General features: G+C 71.7%; 16 protein-coding genes. 8 read left to right on the plus strand and 8 right to left on the minus strand.

Annotated features, from left to right (window positions below; all coding sequences use genetic code 11):
- Nucleotides 1-110, plus strand: a 110-nt coding sequence (locus tag ABZ194_RS23360) for a zinc ribbon domain-containing protein (RefSeq protein ID WP_355599178.1), incomplete at its 5' end; no start/stop codon positions are given.
- A 217-nt stretch (nt 111-327) separates the two neighbouring features.
- On the opposite strand, the gene ABZ194_RS23365 is transcribed toward ABZ194_RS23360, so the two are convergent.
- Genes ABZ194_RS23365 through ABZ194_RS23375 form a run of 3 tightly spaced genes read right to left on the minus strand, consistent with a single transcriptional unit; the run spans nt 328 to nt 3,136 of the window.
- A complete protein-coding gene (locus tag ABZ194_RS23365) occupies nt 328-1,341 on the minus strand; it encodes an NAD(P)/FAD-dependent oxidoreductase (protein ID WP_355599124.1) in 1,014 nt (337 codons plus the stop codon).
- A complete protein-coding gene (locus tag ABZ194_RS23370) occupies nt 1,338-1,931 on the minus strand; it encodes an isoprenylcysteine carboxyl methyltransferase family protein (protein ID WP_355599125.1) in 594 nt (197 codons plus the stop codon). The genes ABZ194_RS23365 and ABZ194_RS23370 overlap by 4 nt, the downstream gene beginning before the upstream one ends.
- A gap of 8 nt (nt 1,932-1,939) precedes the next feature.
- Nucleotides 1,940-3,136 (minus strand): 3-oxoacyl-[acyl-carrier-protein] synthase III C-terminal domain-containing protein, encoded by a 1,197-nt coding sequence (locus ABZ194_RS23375; RefSeq protein ID WP_355599126.1) that lies wholly within the window; start codon nt 3,134-3,136, stop codon nt 1,940-1,942.
- Nucleotides 3,137-3,377: 241 nt separating this feature from the next.
- Between ABZ194_RS23375 and ABZ194_RS23380 the strand changes: the two genes are divergently transcribed.
- Nucleotides 3,378-4,262 carry a UbiA family prenyltransferase gene (locus tag ABZ194_RS23380; protein ID WP_355599127.1) on the plus strand — a complete coding sequence of 295 codons (885 nt, stop codon included), beginning with the start codon at nt 3,378-3,380 and terminating at the stop codon, nt 4,260-4,262.
- A gap of 130 nt (nt 4,263-4,392) precedes the next feature.
- Here the strand turns inward: ABZ194_RS23380 and ABZ194_RS23385 are convergent, their stop codons facing one another.
- Both ABZ194_RS23385 and ABZ194_RS23390 read right to left on the minus strand, forming a co-directional pair.
- Nucleotides 4,393-5,547 (minus strand): RtcB family protein, encoded by a 1,155-nt coding sequence (locus ABZ194_RS23385; RefSeq protein ID WP_355599128.1) that lies wholly within the window; start codon nt 5,545-5,547, stop codon nt 4,393-4,395.
- A gap of 265 nt (nt 5,548-5,812) precedes the next feature.
- Nucleotides 5,813-6,184, minus strand: a complete 372-nt coding sequence (locus ABZ194_RS23390; protein WP_355599129.1) for a hypothetical protein — start codon at nt 6,182-6,184, stop codon at nt 5,813-5,815.
- A gap of 771 nt (nt 6,185-6,955) precedes the next feature.
- Here ABZ194_RS23390 and moaA point away from each other — a divergent pair.
- Genes moaA through ABZ194_RS23405 form a run of 3 tightly spaced genes read left to right on the plus strand, consistent with a single transcriptional unit; the run spans nt 6,956 to nt 8,863 of the window.
- Complete coding sequence (gene moaA / locus ABZ194_RS23395; RefSeq protein ID WP_355599130.1) at nt 6,956-7,945, plus strand: GTP 3',8-cyclase MoaA; 990 nt, start codon at nt 6,956-6,958, stop codon at nt 7,943-7,945.
- The gene (locus tag ABZ194_RS23400; protein WP_355599131.1) at nt 7,942-8,556 is read left to right on the plus strand and encodes an NTP transferase domain-containing protein; all 615 of its coding nucleotides are present in this window, start codon (nt 7,942-7,944) and stop codon (nt 8,554-8,556) included. The genes moaA and ABZ194_RS23400 overlap by 4 nt, the downstream gene beginning before the upstream one ends.
- 58 nt (nt 8,557-8,614) lie before the next feature.
- Nucleotides 8,615-8,863 carry a DUF6457 domain-containing protein gene (locus tag ABZ194_RS23405; protein WP_355599179.1) on the plus strand — a complete coding sequence of 83 codons (249 nt, stop codon included), beginning with the start codon at nt 8,615-8,617 and terminating at the stop codon, nt 8,861-8,863.
- Between the two features lie 168 nt (nt 8,864-9,031).
- On the opposite strand, the gene ABZ194_RS23410 is transcribed toward ABZ194_RS23405, so the two are convergent.
- Nucleotides 9,032-9,307 carry a DUF3099 domain-containing protein gene (locus ABZ194_RS23410; RefSeq protein WP_355599132.1) on the minus strand — a complete coding sequence of 92 codons (276 nt, stop codon included), beginning with the start codon at nt 9,305-9,307 and terminating at the stop codon, nt 9,032-9,034.
- A gap of 109 nt (nt 9,308-9,416) precedes the next feature.
- On the opposite strand from ABZ194_RS23410, the gene ABZ194_RS23415 reads away from it, so the two are divergent.
- Nucleotides 9,417-9,629: a dodecin gene (locus tag ABZ194_RS23415; RefSeq protein WP_355599133.1), complete on the plus strand. Its 213-nt coding sequence runs from the start codon at nt 9,417-9,419 to the stop codon at nt 9,627-9,629.
- A gap of 101 nt (nt 9,630-9,730) precedes the next feature.
- Here ABZ194_RS23415 and ABZ194_RS23420 read toward each other — a convergent pair whose 3' ends face one another.
- Nucleotides 9,731-11,098 carry a metallopeptidase TldD-related protein gene (locus tag ABZ194_RS23420; protein WP_355599134.1) on the minus strand — a complete coding sequence of 456 codons (1,368 nt, stop codon included), beginning with the start codon at nt 11,096-11,098 and terminating at the stop codon, nt 9,731-9,733.
- Nucleotides 11,099-11,130: 32 nt separating this feature from the next.
- Nucleotides 11,131-12,630 carry a TldD/PmbA family protein gene (locus ABZ194_RS23425; protein WP_355599135.1) on the minus strand — a complete coding sequence of 500 codons (1,500 nt, stop codon included), beginning with the start codon at nt 12,628-12,630 and terminating at the stop codon, nt 11,131-11,133.
- Nucleotides 12,631-12,707: 77 nt separating this feature from the next.
- On the opposite strand from ABZ194_RS23425, the gene fabG reads away from it, so the two are divergent.
- Nucleotides 12,708-13,412, plus strand: coding sequence for a 3-oxoacyl-ACP reductase FabG (fabG, locus tag ABZ194_RS23430; protein WP_355599136.1), 705 nt, complete (start codon nt 12,708-12,710; stop codon nt 13,410-13,412).
- Nucleotides 13,413-13,414: 2 nt separating this feature from the next.
- Nucleotides 13,415-14,179: an enoyl-ACP reductase FabI gene (fabI, locus tag ABZ194_RS23435; RefSeq protein ID WP_355599137.1), complete on the plus strand. Its 765-nt coding sequence runs from the start codon at nt 13,415-13,417 to the stop codon at nt 14,177-14,179.
- Nucleotides 14,180-14,187: the final 8 nt, after the last annotated feature.

The raw sequence follows: 14,187 nt of genomic DNA on the forward strand, positions 1-14,187 counted from the left end.
CCGAGTTCCGATGTACGGCGTGCCGCCACGAGGCACACGCCGACGTCAACGCGGCGATCAACATCCTCAGGGCAGGGCTTGCCCTTCGCGACGCTGCGCAAGCGGCTTAGCGAGAAGCCGCCCTCTTTAAGGGGCGGAGGAGTCACAAGGCCATTCTCAATCACTAAACCGGCACAGGATCGTGATGCTGTTCCGTGTCGGCGGCGGAAGCGGATGGGAATACGCCGAGACGGTCCAGACCGGTCGTGACGGGCGTTTCCACACCGACGTTTCGGTCTACACCTCCTGCTACGGCCCCGGCGTGCCCGGGGCCGTGCCGCCCCGTCGTCAGGCCAGCGCGTGCACCGCCGCGCCGAACAGGGCGGGCATCCGGTGGGCCGCCGGGACGATCAACCTGGCAGACGTCCGGTGCCGGCGGGCCTCCAGCAGCGCCCCGGTGAGCAGCCGGTGACGGCGCGACAGCCGGAGCCAGGCGCTCTCGTACGAATGCGGAGCGTCGGCCCGCAGGCAGCGCACCAGCGCCTCCGCCGACAGCAGCGCCAGCGACACCCCCTCACCGGTGAGCGCGTCGATGTAACCGGCCGCGTCGCCGACCAGCAGCACCCGCCCGGCGACCCGGGAACGCACCCTCCGGCGCAGCGGCCCCGCACCCCGCACCGGGGTCGCCGCGGGCCCCTCCAGCCTGGCCGTGAGGGCGGGGAAATCCGTCAGATGCTCGCGGTAGCCCCGCCGCCGCGAGCTCAGCACGGCCACGCCGACCAGGTTCTCACCCACCGGCGTCACATACGCCTCGCCGTCCGCGGCCCAGTGCACCTCGACGAAGTCCGTCCAGGGCACGACGGGATAGTGCTGCCGCAGGCCGTACCGGCGCGGCCGGCGATCGGGTAGTTCCAGCCCCAGCAGGGCCCGCAGCGGGGAGTGCAGGCCGTCCGCGGCCACCAGCCAGCGGGCCCGCAGCCCCCCGGCCTCCACGGTGTGATCGTCCTGCCGTACCCCGTCCACCCGGCCGCAGAGCACCTTCACCCCCACCTCGGCCGCGCGGCGGGACAGCGCGGCGTGCAACGCGGTGCGCCGCACCCCCAGCCCGTGACCGGCGCGGAACGGCGCCTGGGCCTGACGCCTGCCGTCCAGGTAGCGGATCCCCCGCAGCGCCCGGCCCTGCACCGGCACGCCCAGCGACCACAGCGCGGCGGCCCCGCTGGGCATCAGCCCCTCGCCGCACGCCTTGTCCACCGGGCCGGGCCGAGGCTCGACCACGACCGCCTCCATGCCGGCCAGCGCCGCGTGGATGGCGGTGGCCAGGCCCGCGGGGCCTCCGCCGGAGATCAGGACGTCGATCACGCCGGCGCCCGCCCCGGAGACGAGGCCGATGCCTGGTCCGGCTCGGGCTCCCGATCCGGCTCGGGCTCCGGGTCCGGGACGAGCGTGGCCAGAGCCGCCTCCTCACATCCGACCCTCACCACCATGAGCGCGGCGTTGAGCACGGTGAAGGCCACCGCAGTGACCCAGGCGCCGTGCACCAGCGGCAGCGCCGCCCCCTCCACGGCCACCGCCACGTAGTTGGGGTGTCGCAGCCGGCGCAGCCGGTAGGGGCCGCGCGTCACCGGCGGCAGCCCCGGCACCACGATCACCTCGGTGTTCCAGCGCCGCCCCAGCGCGGCGACGCACCACCAGCGCAGCCCCTGCGCGGCGGCCACCAGGGCCAGCATCGGCCAGCCGAGCGCCGGAACGAAGGGCCGGTCGGCCAGGGCCGTCTCCAGCACGCACCCGGCCAGCAGGCCGGTGTGCAGGACGACCATCCACGGATAGTGGCCGCGCCCGTACACCACCCCGCCGCGAGCCAGACTCCAGCGCGCGTTACGGCGGGCGATCACCATCTCGGCAAGGCGCTCCACCCCGACCAGCAGGACGAGCGGGAGATACCACGACACCTGATCCCCTACCAGCGCAGCAGAACGAGTTCGGAACAGAAACCGGGGCCCATCGCGATCAGCAGCCCCGGCGTGCCCGGCGGCGGTGGCCGGAGGGCGAGGGTGTCCCGCAGGACGTGCAGCACGGAGGAGGAGGACAGGTTGCCCACCTCGGCCAGCGAGCACCAGGTCAGATCCAGCGCGCCCTCCGGCAGCCGGAGCGTCTCGGCGACGGCCTCCAGCACCTTCGGGCCCCCGGGATGGCACACCCAGGCCGTCACGTCCTCCGCCCGCAGCCCGTGGCCGGAGAGGAAACCGTGCACGTCGTCGGCCAGATGGGTCCGCACCACGTCCGGGACGCTCGCGTCGAGCACCACCCGGAAGCCGGTGTCGCCCACGTCCCAGCCCATCACGTGCTCGGAGCCGGGATACAGGTGGCTTTGGGTGGCCACCACGACCGGCCCCGGGCATCTCGGGCCCCCGCCGCGGCCGTACGGCACGGCGCCCGCGGCCTCCCCCCGCCCGCCGTGACCGTCCGGTGCCGGGGTGTTCACACTTCCCTCTCGCCCCTCACAGGTGTCCGGCGAGGCGGGGTGGGCGGCCCCGTTCCCCGGCTCCCGCCCGTCGCCGCAGGCCACGACCGCCGCGGCGCCGTCGCCGAACAGCGCCCCGGCGACCAGGTTCGCGGTGGAGGCGTCACCGCGCTGCAGGGTCAGCGAACACAGCTCGACGGAGAGCAGCACGGCCACGTGGTCCGGCCAGCCGCGCAGATAGTCGTGGAGGCGGGCGATCCCGGCCGCCCCCGCCACGCAGCCGAGCCCGAACACCGGCACCCGCTTCACATCGGGACGCAGCCCGAGCCGGCCGGCCAGCCTGGCGTCCACCGACGGCGCGGCCACGCCCGTCACGGAGGTGAACAGGATCATGTCCACGTCCTGGGGGGTGAGCCCGGCGGCCTCCAGCGCGCCGCCCACCGCCTCGGCGCCCAGCTCGACGGCGGACTCGACGAAGGCGGCGTTGGCCGTCCCGAAACCGTCCAGCTTGGCGTACTGGTCGAGCGGAAGCGCCAGATGGCGGGAGCGCACCCGCGCTCCGGCGTGCAACCGGTCGAGCAGCCGCCGGTCGGCCCCCTCGGGCAGGCACAGCCGCGCGAACGCGTCGGTGATCTCGCTCTGGGGGTAGCGGTTGGGCGGGAGCGCACCGCGGACAGCGGCGATTCGCGTCATGTGGTGAATTACCCCCGAGCGGCGGACGGTACGGACACCTGCCTTGTGCCCATCTGCGCGTACGGCATGCCTCAACAGGCCGGCGGCGTCACAGCGCCACCACGCCTACCGTCGCTCCCACGACGGCCGGGCGGCCGGGTGGCCCTATGGTCGGGTGGTGGGGTGAGCGGTTCCACGGCGGATGGGCAGACGGACGGACCCATTACCAAACGAGTAGTTTTATGATCAGATAGGTGATTTCGTGACGAGCGGGCAGGCGGGCCGGGAAGGGACGCGCGGCCGAAGCCGGGGGACCGGGCTCCCGGCCGCGGTGGCGCTGGCACGGGCCTGCCACCCCGGGCCGACCGCGGCGGTCACCACCCTGGTGACCGCGCTGGCCGTGGCGGGCGGCCGTGACACGGCCGGATGCGTCCTGGTGGCCGCGGCCGTGCTCGCCGGTCAGCTCTCGATCGGCTGGTGCAACGACGCGGTGGACGCCGGACGGGACGCCGCCGCCGGCCGTACCGGCAAGCCGGTCGCAGAAGGCACGGTGAACGTGCGGGCGGTGTGGACCGCGGCCGTCGCCGCCCTGGTGCTCTGCGTGCCGCTCTCCCTGGCCTCCGGGCCGGCGGCCGGGGCCGTTCATCTCACCGGTGTCGTCGCCGCCTGGGCCTACGACCTGGGGCTGAAGGCCACCGCCCTGTCGTGGCTGCCCTACGCGGTGGGGTTCGGCGTGCTGCCGCCGTTCGTGACCCTGGGCCTGCCGGGCAGCCCGTGGGCCGCCTGGTGGGCGGTCCTCTCCGCGGCGCTGCTCGGCTGCGGGGCGCACCTGGCCAACGTGCTCCCCGACATCCCCGCCGACCTCGCGGCCGGGGTCCGGGGCTGGCCCCAGCGGCTCGGCGCCGCCCGGGTCCGGGCGCTGACCCCGCTGCCGCCGCTCCTGGCGACCGGGCTGCTCGTCTTCGGCCCGCCGGGACCACCCGGCACGGCGGGCTGGGCGGTGCTCACCGTGGCCGGGACGTTCGCCGCCGCGGGGGCCCTGCTCGGAGGAGGGGCACCCCGGATCCCCTTCGCGGCGGCCGTCGCCGTGGCGGCGGCCGACGTCGTCCTCCTGCTCACCCGGGCCACCGCGATCACCGCCCCCTGAGGGCCGCCACCGCCCGCACCGCCCCTTCCGTGGTTCCGTGCTCTTTTTATGGTCCTTTCCGGGGTCTTCGTGCCGAGTTTCACGCCGATTCGGCGAACCGGTGACGGCCAGGGCACCGGACGTATGGCGATCAGCCCTTGTAGTTGAAGACCTGGTGGAGGGTGTGCCGGATCTCGACCAGATCCTTCTGGTCCTCCATCACCCGGTCCACGTCCTTGTACGCCTCGGGGTGCTCGTCCACCAGGGCGGCGGCCCGGTCCGCGTTCCAGGTACGGCCGCGCATCGCCTCGGTCAGGGACTCGACGGACAGCTCCTGCTTCGCCCTGCTCCGCGACATCCTGCGGCCCGCCCCGTGGGAGCAGGAGTGGTACGACGACGCGTTGCCGAGACCGCGCACGATGTACGAGCGGGTGCCCATCGAGCCCGGGATCACGCCCTCGTCGCCGGTGTCGGCCTTGATGGCCCCCTTACGGGTGATCCACAGATTCTTGCCTCGGTGCTTCTCCTGCTGCGTGAAGTTGTGGTGGCAGTTGACGGTGCGGACCCGGGAGCCTTGGCCGACGACGCGGAACAGGGCGTCGGTCAGCACCTTGTCCATCCGGGCCCGCGAGGCCATGGCGTATCGCTGTGACCAGAGCATGTCCTCGATGTAGGCGGTGAACTCCGGGATGCCCTGCGCCAGATAGGCCAGGTCCGGGTCCTCCAGCCCGATGAAGTGGCGCCTCATCAGCCTCTTGGCCTCGGCGATGTGCCTGGTCGCCAGCTGGTTGCCGATGCCGCGAGACCCCGAGTGCAGCACCGTCCAGACCTGGTCGTTCTCGTCGAGGCAGACCTCGGCGAAGTGGTTGCCGGACCCGAGCGTGCCGAACTGGAGCGACACCGTCTTCTCCTGCTTGGAGGTCAGGTCGGTGTGCGGCAGGCCGAGGTCGTCCAGCGCGCGGTCCACGGCCCGGTCGTCGTGGCCCTTGCCGACACCCGCGGGGATCCGCTTCTCCACCAGCGGCATCAGGGCGTCAAGGGTGTCGGGGAGGTCGGCGGCGGTGAGCGTCGTCCGGGTCGCGACCATGCCGCAGCCGATGTCGACACCCACCGCGGCCGGAATGATCGCCCCTTCGGTGGGAATCACCGATCCGACCGTGGCGCCGATGCCGACGTGCGCATCCGGCATGAGGGCGACATGGCCCGCCACGAACGGCAGGCGGGCCGCACGGGCGGCCTGCTCGATCGCACCCCGATCGATGTCACTCGCCCATGACAGCAGATTCGGTGCGGGCTGGTTCGGCATGATAAATCTCCTCATCGGGTGAGATCAGTCTGCCGATGTTCACGATGAGATCCCACTGATTATTGGCCGTCGGCTGTCGACCGGCCGAATTCATTCGAACGGCCCCGGCCATTTGACGGCGGCGGAGTCCGGTCGGGTACGGCGCGCGACGACGCGGCGGTTCGCGCTCGTCCTCGCGGACCGGAGCGTCCTGCTCGGGGGCGGGCTGAAAGGGCCGGCCCGGCGCGTCGGCCGTCGGCGACGCCGCTGTCCCGGAGCCGTTCGTTCAGTCGGGTCCGGGGTGCCCGGAGGACGATTCCCGAGGTGGGACGGGTCTGCCGGGGGGATGGTTCTCGGGGGTGGGGGCCGGGTCGGGCGCGGGCTCGCCGGGGGGTTCCACGGGGTGTCCCGCGGGCTGCTGCGGGCGGGACCTTCTGGCCCTCTCCAGGCGCCGGTCGGCGACGAGGGTGCGGCGGAACAGCACGGCGACCACGAGGAGGATCAGGCCCGAGCCGACGAGGAAGGGGACGGTCTGGAGCGCGTCCTCGCCGGTTCCGGGGTCCCGCGCGGGAACATCGAGGACCCGGCTCGGGGCGTTTCGGCGTGTCCCGGAGGTCGCCGTCGCGTCGCCCGCACTTCCCGCCCCGGCGGAAACCACCGAGGGGGGTGTGGATTCCGGGTTTCTTGAAATGATATTTGTGGATTTCCTTTCCTGGGAAAGGGTGTTGAGTGGCCCTGGGAATCTGCCGGGATAATTCGGAGACGTTTCTCCGGCGCTCATTCGCGGTGCCGTGTCTTCGACGCCTCCGGTGCCTCCGGCGAGGGCGGGCCGGTGCTGGGGGCTCCGGGCGCGGCCGCCGTACGCGGCTGACGGCACCTCGCTGATCGGGCCGGACGGGAGATCGGTGGTGTGGGCGGGCGTGGAGGAAACGGCCATGAGGATGGGGGCCGCGAGGATCAGCTCGCGTATGAGTCTGCCCGGTACCAAGCTCACGTCGGTCCGGCTCCCTTCGCGCTGCGGAGGTTGTCGCTACGGATTATGAGCGTGTCATCTGCGCTTTCCGTGACACGGTGGGCGCTTGACACCAAAGTGTTACGCGATAAATAGACATATATCCATGAATCGCCTGAATAGCTGCTGATTAATTGCGGATGCGTTCATGGGGGCGGTGAAGCGGCCGGTGAAACAGGGGCCCCGGAAGGGGGGCGTGGCGCGGCCGGCCCGGACGGCCGGCCCCCGTGCCCGCGGGTGGGACGCCCGTGCCCGGTGGGGTGGGTGACGCCTTCGGGGAATCAACCGCCCGGCGATGATGTTGTCGCCCATAGGGAGTCTGATTTGTCGGCTAGGCGGGTGTGGCCTCTAGGCTGGCCTTTTGTGCGAATCGGGACATACGGCCGGATCGGGATGTATGGGAGGAGGTGACGCCCCGTGTTGCAGGACTCGTTCGGCCGGGTGGCGACTGATCTGCGGGTGTCCCTCACGGACCGCTGCAACCTGCGGTGCTCCTACTGCATGCCGCCCGAGGGCCTCGACTGGTTGCCCAAGCCCGAACTGCTGACCGCCGACGAGATCGTCCGGCTGGTCACCCTCGGAGTCGAACGGCTGGGCATCACCGAGGTCCGCTACACCGGTGGCGAGCCGCTGCTCCGCCGGGAGCTGGTGGACGTCGTGGCCCGCACCGCCGCGCTGGGTCCCGGCCCCCAGGTCTCGCTGACCACCAACGGCATCGGGCTCGCCCGGCTGGCCGCGCCGCTCGCCGAGGCGGGCCTGGACCGGGTGAACGTCTCCCTTGACACCCTCGACCGGGAGACGTTCACCAGGCTCGCCCACCGCGACCGGTTGACCGACGTGCTGGACGGCCTGGCCTCGGCCGCCGCGGCGGGGCTGCGCCCGGTCAAGGTCAACGCGGTCCTGATGCGCGGGATCAACGACCACGAGGCCGTCCCCCTGCTCCACTACTGCCTGGAGCGGGGGTATGAGCTCCGGTTCATCGAGCAGATGCCGCTCGACGCCCAGCACGGCTGGCGCCGGGAGAACATGGTCACGGCCGACGAGATCCTCGCGAGGTTGCGGGACTCCTTCGACCTGACGGACGACGACCCCGTGGAGCGTGGCAGCGCCCCGGCGGAGCTGTTCCTGATCGGCGGCGGACCGGCCAGGGTCGGGGTGATCGGTTCTGTGACCCGCCCGTTCTGCGGCACCTGTGATCGGGTACGGCTCACCGCCGACGGCCAGATCCGCAACTGCCTGTTCGCCACCGAGGATTCCGACCTGCGGGCCGCGATGCGCTCCGGCGCGGACGACGACGAGCTCGCCGGGCGCTGGCTGGCCGCGGTGCGGACCAAGAAGGCCGGGCACGGCATCGACGACCCGTCCTTCCTGCAACCGGCCCGCCCGATGTCGGCCATCGGCGGATGACCGTGCGGCACGACGCGTGCGTCCTGGCGGGCGGTCTCGCGAGACGCCTCGGCGGGAGTGACAAGCCCGGCCTCCGCGTCGGCGGGCGTCCGCTGATCGAGTCGGTGGCGGCGGCCGTACCGGAGGCGGAGAGGCTGATCGTCGTCGGAGCGCGCCGCCCCGGCCTGCCCCGGGCGATCTTCCGGCGGGAGGATCCGCCCGGCGGCGGCCCCGTTCCGGCGCTGCGGGCCGGGATGGCCGAGGTGGCCGCGCCGTGGGTGGCGCTGCTCGCCGCGGACCTGCCGTTCCTGACGGCCGGGCACGTGTCGGCCCTGCTGGCGGCCGCCGCGGAGGCGCCGGGGGCCGGAGCGGTGCTCGTCGACGACGACGGCCGGGAGCAGTGGCTCGCCGGTGTCTGGCGTACGGCGGAGCTGGCCCGCGCCCTGACCGGCTACGAGGGGCGGTCGTTGCACGGACTGCTCGCCCCGCTGACCCCCGCCGGGCTCCGTCTTCCCGGCAGGCCGTGGTTCGACTGCGACACAGCCGACGATCTGCGGCGTGCCCGGGGCGGTGAAGCCGGGGCCGGTGTCGGGGGAGGCGGCGGAGACGTGGGCGCCGGGGGCGGAGGATGATCCGGAGGTGAGGGGTGACCACGGACGAGGAGCGAGAGACGAGGAGTGACAGTTGAACGTGCTGGCCGAATGGACCGAGCTGGTCTGCCGGGAGCTGGGGGTCGACCCCGCCAGGATCGACAGGGACGAGCTGCTTGACCTGACCAAGGAGGTCGCCCACGGGGTGACCCGCCCGGCCGCGCCGCTGACCGCGTATCTCCTGGGACTGGCCCAGGGGGCGGGCTCGGCGCCGCAGGACGCGGTGGAGCGGCTGACCGCGCTGGCGCGTGACTGGGCGACGGCGGCCCGCGAAGAGGGCGAGGAGTAAAAGTCTGGGAAAAGGGCGACGCCGGGTGGTTACGGGGGCAAACCACCCGGCGTCGCTTCATCGGCGTTCCGACGGGGGCCCGGAACGCCGGCACCAGTGCCCCGACGGGGGACCAGGGCACTTGGTTAAAGCGTACACCTCCAACCCCTGCGATGCGTCAAGAGTTAGTCACGACCCGATCTCGCGTCGGTGGCGTGGTATCTCGTTCTGACTGTCATCCGTAACGTCGAAGGCACGCGGAGCCTGGCGTGGGGGGGCGTTGGCCCCGATCACGGCAACGTATGGCAAAAAGATCGCTCCCGCGAAAAGCAGCAGCCGTACGGGCAGCGGGGCGGGCACGGTGAAGGCCAGAACCAGGCATATCAGCCGGATTCCCATCTTGATGAAATAGCTCTTCTCGCGCTTGCCGATGTCCTCGCTCAGCGACGGCTGGGCATCGGTCACCTGATGCACCACCTGCCGCCTGGGCCATCTCCTCACCCCTCCAACCTAGACCTGGCCTCCGGCGGGTGTGAAAGTGCATGCGACCATGGCCTTCGGCAAGGAGGATGCGATGACGGATCGTACGTACCGGGTGACCGAGATCGTGGGCACGTCGGAGGAGAGTGTCGAGGCGGCCGTCCGCAACGGTGTCCGGCGGGCCGCGCAGACCCTGCGCCATCTCGACTGGTTCGAGATCACCGAGGTCAGAGGGCACATCGTCGACGGTGAGGTCGGCCACTTCCAGGTCGGCATGAAGGTGGGCTTCCGCCTTGAGGACACCTGACCCCCGCGTGGGCGCCCGCCCCGTGTTCCTGGCGGGCGCCCACGCGCCCGGCCGGCCCCGATCGTCCCGGGGGCGATCGGGGCCGGCCGCGGAGCGCGGGACTAGTTGGCCTGGCTGACCGTCGACATGTTGAAGTCGGGCACCCGGATCGGGGGCATGACGGTGCGGGTGAAGTAGTCGTTCCACTCACGCGGCAGGGTCTGCTCGGTGGCCCCGATCTCGGTGAGGCGGCGGAGCAGGTCCACCGGGCTCTCGTTGAAGCGGAAGTTGTTCACCTCGCCCACCACCTCCCCGTTCTCCACCAGGTACACGCCGTCCCGGGTCAGCCCGGTGAGCAGCAGACTCTGCGGGTCCACCTCGCGGATGTACCACAGGCAGGTGAGCAGCAGGCCGCGCTCGGTGGAGGCGATCATCTCCTCCAGCGAGCGGCCGCCCTCGGGACCCGTCATGATCAGGTTGTCGATCGCCGGGGTCGCCGGCAGTTCGGTCAGCTCGGCGGAGTACCTGGTCTGCAGCAGGCCGGCCAGCGTGCCGTCGGTGATCCAGTCCGTGGGCGCCAGCGGCAGGCCGTTGTCGAACACCGAACTCTGCCGGCTGGAGGCGTGCGCCACCACGAACGGCGCGCACTCGACGCCCGGCGCGACCGGGTCGCTGTGCAGGCGGATCGGGAGGGAGGACAGCGTCTCCCCGACGCGGGTGCCACCACCCGGCCTGGAGAAGACGGTGCGGCCCTCCATCGCGTCCCTGGCCCCGGCCGTCCAGTACAGGTAGATCATCAGGTCGGCCACCGCGGTCGGCGGCAGCAACGTCTCGTACCGCCCCGCCGGCAGGTCGATCCGGTTCTTCGCCCACTCCAGGCGCCGCGCCAGCGAGGCGTCCAGCGCGGCCACGTCCACGTCGGAGAAGTCGCGGGTGGCCACCCCCGTCCACGCCGAGCGCTTCATGTCGGGCGACTTGGCGTTGAGCTCCAGCCGGCCGGTGGGCTGGGTGTGACGGAGCCGGGTCCCCGTCGAGGTGCCCACGAAGGTGGTGGTGACGATGTGCTCGGCGAAGCCGTACAGTTTGCGGCCCCCCGCCTCGGCCGCGGCGAACGCCTCACCGAGCGCCGGGGCGAACGCGCCGAACACGCCGACGGAGGTGGGGGCGGCGGGCAGATCCCAGTCGGCGCAGCGGGTGCCCTCGATCAGGGGCCGGGCGTCCTCGGACGGCTGGGCGTCCTCCGCCGCGTGGTCGGCCGCCGCGACGACGTCGGCGAGCTGCTCGGGGCGCACCGCCGCCCGCGACACCACACCCACCCCTCGGCCCGCGATCGAGATCACGGTGAGCTGCGAGGAGCGGGCCACGCCGTTGGTGGTGAGCGTGTTGCCCGCGAACCGCAGGTTGGCGCTGGAGCCCTCGTCCACGATCACGACGGTGTCGTCGGCCGTGGAGAGGTCCAGAGCCCTCTCGATCATCTCCTGGGGGCTCATGCCACCTGCCCCGTGCCCTTCGGCTCGCCCGCTCACTTGCCACTCTCCTGCAGGGTGTTGAGGATGCGTACATCGTGGAAGAGGGCCGACGGGCAGCCGTGACTGACCGGGGCGACCTGGCCGGGCTGGCCCTTGCCGCAGTTGAACGCGCCGCCCAGCACGTAGGTCTGCGGCCCGCCGACGGCGGTCATCGACCGCCAGAAGTCGGTGGTCGTGGCCTGGTAGGCGACGTCACGGAGCTGACCGGCGAGCCTGCCGTTCTCGATCCGGTAGAACCGCTGCCCGGTGAACTGGAAGTTGTAGCGCTGCATGTCGATCGACCAGCTCTTGTCGCCCACGACGTAGATGCCGCGCTTCACCCCGGAGATGAGCTCCTCGGTGGACGGCCCACCGGGGGCGGGCAGCAGCGAGACGTTGGCCATGCGCTGAATCGGCGTGTGACCGGGGGAGTCGGCGAAGGCGCAGCCGTTGGAGGCGCCCAGGCCCTTCAGCCGCGCCATCCGCCGGTCGAGCTGGTAACCGGTGAGGACGCCGCCGGAGACGATGTCGAACCGCCGGGTCGCCACTCCCTCGTCGTCGTAGCCGATCGTCGACAGTCCGTGCTCCACCGTGCGGTCGCCGACGACGTTCATCATCGGCGAGCCGTACACCAGGGTGCCGAGCTGGTCGAAGGTGGCGAAGCTGGTCCCGGCGTAGGCCGCCTCGTAACCGAGGGCCCGGTCCAGTTCGGTGGCGTGCCCGATCGACTCGTGGATGGTCAGCCACAGGTTCGACGGGTCGACGACCAGGTCGTACAGCCCGGCCTCGACGGAGGGGGCCTTGAGTTTCTCGGCCAAATGCTCGGGGACGCGGGCCAGCTCGCCGGGGAAGTCCCAGGCGGTGCCGGTGAGATACTCATACCCCCGGCCGACCGGCGGGGCGAGCGTGCGCATGGACTCGAAGCGGCCGTCCTCGACCCGCATCGCCTCCAGCTGGGGGTGCAGCCGTACCCGCTGCTGGGTGGTGGAGGTTCCGGCCGTGTCGGCGTAGAACTTCTGCTCCTTGACCTGCATCAGCGCCGCCTGGACGTGGTCCACGCGAGGGTCGCCGAGCAGGCCGCCCGACCAGTCGGCGAGCAGGGCGACCTTGTCGCGCATCGGCACCTCGAACGGGTCGAGGTCGTACGCGGAGACCCAGGTGACATTGGAGTGGACCGGCTCGGGGGCCAGCTCGACGGGCTCGCGGTTGACGGCGGCGGAGACGACGGCCACCTCCACGGCCTGTTCGGCGACCCGCACGGCGGCCTCGGGAGTGAGCTCGATGCCGGCGGCGAAGCCCCAGGTGCCGTTCTTGACGACCCGTACGGCGTAGCCGAGGTCGTCGGCGTCGCTGGAGCCTTCGAGCCGGGCGTCGGACAGGCGCAGGGTCTCCGCGCGGATCCGTTCCAGCCGGAAATCCGCGTGCTCGGCGCCGAGGTCACGTGCGCGTTGCAGGGCTGCGTCCGCCAGCCGCCGCATGGGCAGGGCGAGGAAATCGGGATCGATCTGGCGCATGTCAACGATCCTAACCCTGTGATCTTGTTCCTCACGGACAAGTGGTTTACCCCCGGGTAGCCGATACCGTCAAAGACATGGCTCGATCTGTTCTCGTAACCGGCGGCAATCGCGGCATCGGCCTCGCGATCGCCCGCGAACTCGCCAGGACCGGTGACGCCGTCGCCGTGACCTACCGCTCAGGACAGCCCCCGGAGGGTCTGTTCGGCGTGCGATGCGATGTGACCAGCACGGCCGATGTCGATGCGGCGTTCGAGAAGGTCGAGGCCGAGCACGGCCCGGTCGAGGTGCTCGTCGCCAACGCGGGCATCACCAGGGACACGCTGCTGCCGATGATGAAGGAGGAGACCTTCACCGACGTCATCGACGCCAACCTGACCGGCGCCTACCGGGTGGCCAAGCGCGCCACGCGTGGCATGCTCCGGCTCAAGCGCGGCCGGATCGTGCTGATCTCCTCGGTGGTGGCCATGCTCGGCTCGGCCGGGCAGAGCAACTACGCCGCCTCCAAGGCCGGGATGATCGGCTTCGCCCGGTCCGTGGCCCGGGAGCTGGGCTCGCGGGGCATCACGGTCAACGTGGTCTCGCCGGGTTTCGTGGAGACCGACATGACGGCCGAGCTCGACGCCGCGCGCCAGGAGCAGATCCGCAAGAGCATCCCGCTGGGCCGCTACGCGTCCGCCGAGGAGATCGCACGCGTGGTCAGATTCCTGACCGGCGAGGACGCCGCCTACATCACCGGGGCCGTGATCCCGGTCGACGGCGGCCTGGGAATGGGGCACTGAGCATGGGAATCCTCGAAGGCAAGCGCATCCTGGTCACCGGTGTGCTGACCGACGCCTCCATCGCGTTCTCCGTCGCCAAGCTGGCACAGGAGGAGGGCGCGCGGGTGGTGCTGACCGGGTTCGGCCGGCTCAGCCTGGTCGAGCGCATCGCCAGGCGGCTGCCCGAGCCGCCGCCGGTGATCGAGCTGGACGTGCAGAGCACCGAGCACCTCGACTCGCTGGCCGACCGGGTCGGCGAGCACCTGGACGGGCTCGACGGCGTGGTGCACTCCATCGGCTTCGCCCCGCAGAGCTGTCTCGGCGGAAACTTCCTGAACACCTCGTGGGAGGACGTGGCGACCGCGCTGCACGTCTCGACCTACTCGTTCAAGTCGCTGGCCGTCGCCTGCCTGCCGCTGATGAAGGAGGGCGGCGCGGTCGTCGGGCTCGACTTCGACGCCAGCAGGGCGTGGCCGGTGTACGACTGGATGGGCGTGGCCAAGGCCGGTCTGGAGTCCTGCTCCCGCTACCTGGCCCGCGACCTCGGCAAGCACGGGATCCGGGTCAACCTGGTGGCGGCCGGGCCGCTGCGCACCATGGCCGCCAAGAGCATCCCGGGTTTCAAGGAGTTCGAGGACAGCTGGCCGGAGAAGGCGCCGCTCGGCTGGGACCTGGGTGACACCGTGCCGGCTGCCAGGGCGTGCCTGGCGCTGATGTCGGACTGGTTCCCGGCCACCACCGGTGAGATCGTGCACGTCGACGGCGGCGTGCACGCGATCGGCGGCTGAGCGGCCCG

The sequence above is a fragment of the Streptosporangium sp. NPDC006007 genome, assembly GCF_040614315.1.
Classification (GTDB): Bacteria; Actinomycetota; Actinomycetes; order Streptosporangiales; family Streptosporangiaceae; genus Streptosporangium.

What these genes read in the sequence shown, in the direction of transcription:
- ABZ194_RS23375 (WP_355599126.1), bottom strand. Translation starts at nt 3,136, where the DNA reads ATGACGCGAATCGCCGCTGTCCGCGGTGCGCTCCCGCCCAACCGCTAC.
- ABZ194_RS23385 (WP_355599128.1), bottom strand. Translation starts at nt 5,547, where the DNA reads ATGCCGAACCAGCCCGCACCGAATCTGCTGTCATGGGCGAGTGACATC.
- ABZ194_RS23400 (WP_355599131.1), top strand. Translation starts at nt 7,942, where the DNA reads ATGACCGTGCGGCACGACGCGTGCGTCCTGGCGGGCGGTCTCGCGAGA.
- ABZ194_RS23415 (WP_355599133.1), top strand. Translation starts at nt 9,417, where the DNA reads ATGACGGATCGTACGTACCGGGTGACCGAGATCGTGGGCACGTCGGAG.
- ABZ194_RS23420 (WP_355599134.1), bottom strand. Translation starts at nt 11,098, where the DNA reads ATGAGCCCCCAGGAGATGATCGAGAGGGCTCTGGACCTCTCCACGGCC.
- ABZ194_RS23425 (WP_355599135.1), bottom strand. Translation starts at nt 12,630, where the DNA reads ATGCGCCAGATCGATCCCGATTTCCTCGCCCTGCCCATGCGGCGGCTG.
- fabG (WP_355599136.1), top strand. Translation starts at nt 12,708, where the DNA reads ATGGCTCGATCTGTTCTCGTAACCGGCGGCAATCGCGGCATCGGCCTC.
- fabI (WP_355599137.1), top strand. Translation starts at nt 13,415, where the DNA reads ATGGGAATCCTCGAAGGCAAGCGCATCCTGGTCACCGGTGTGCTGACC.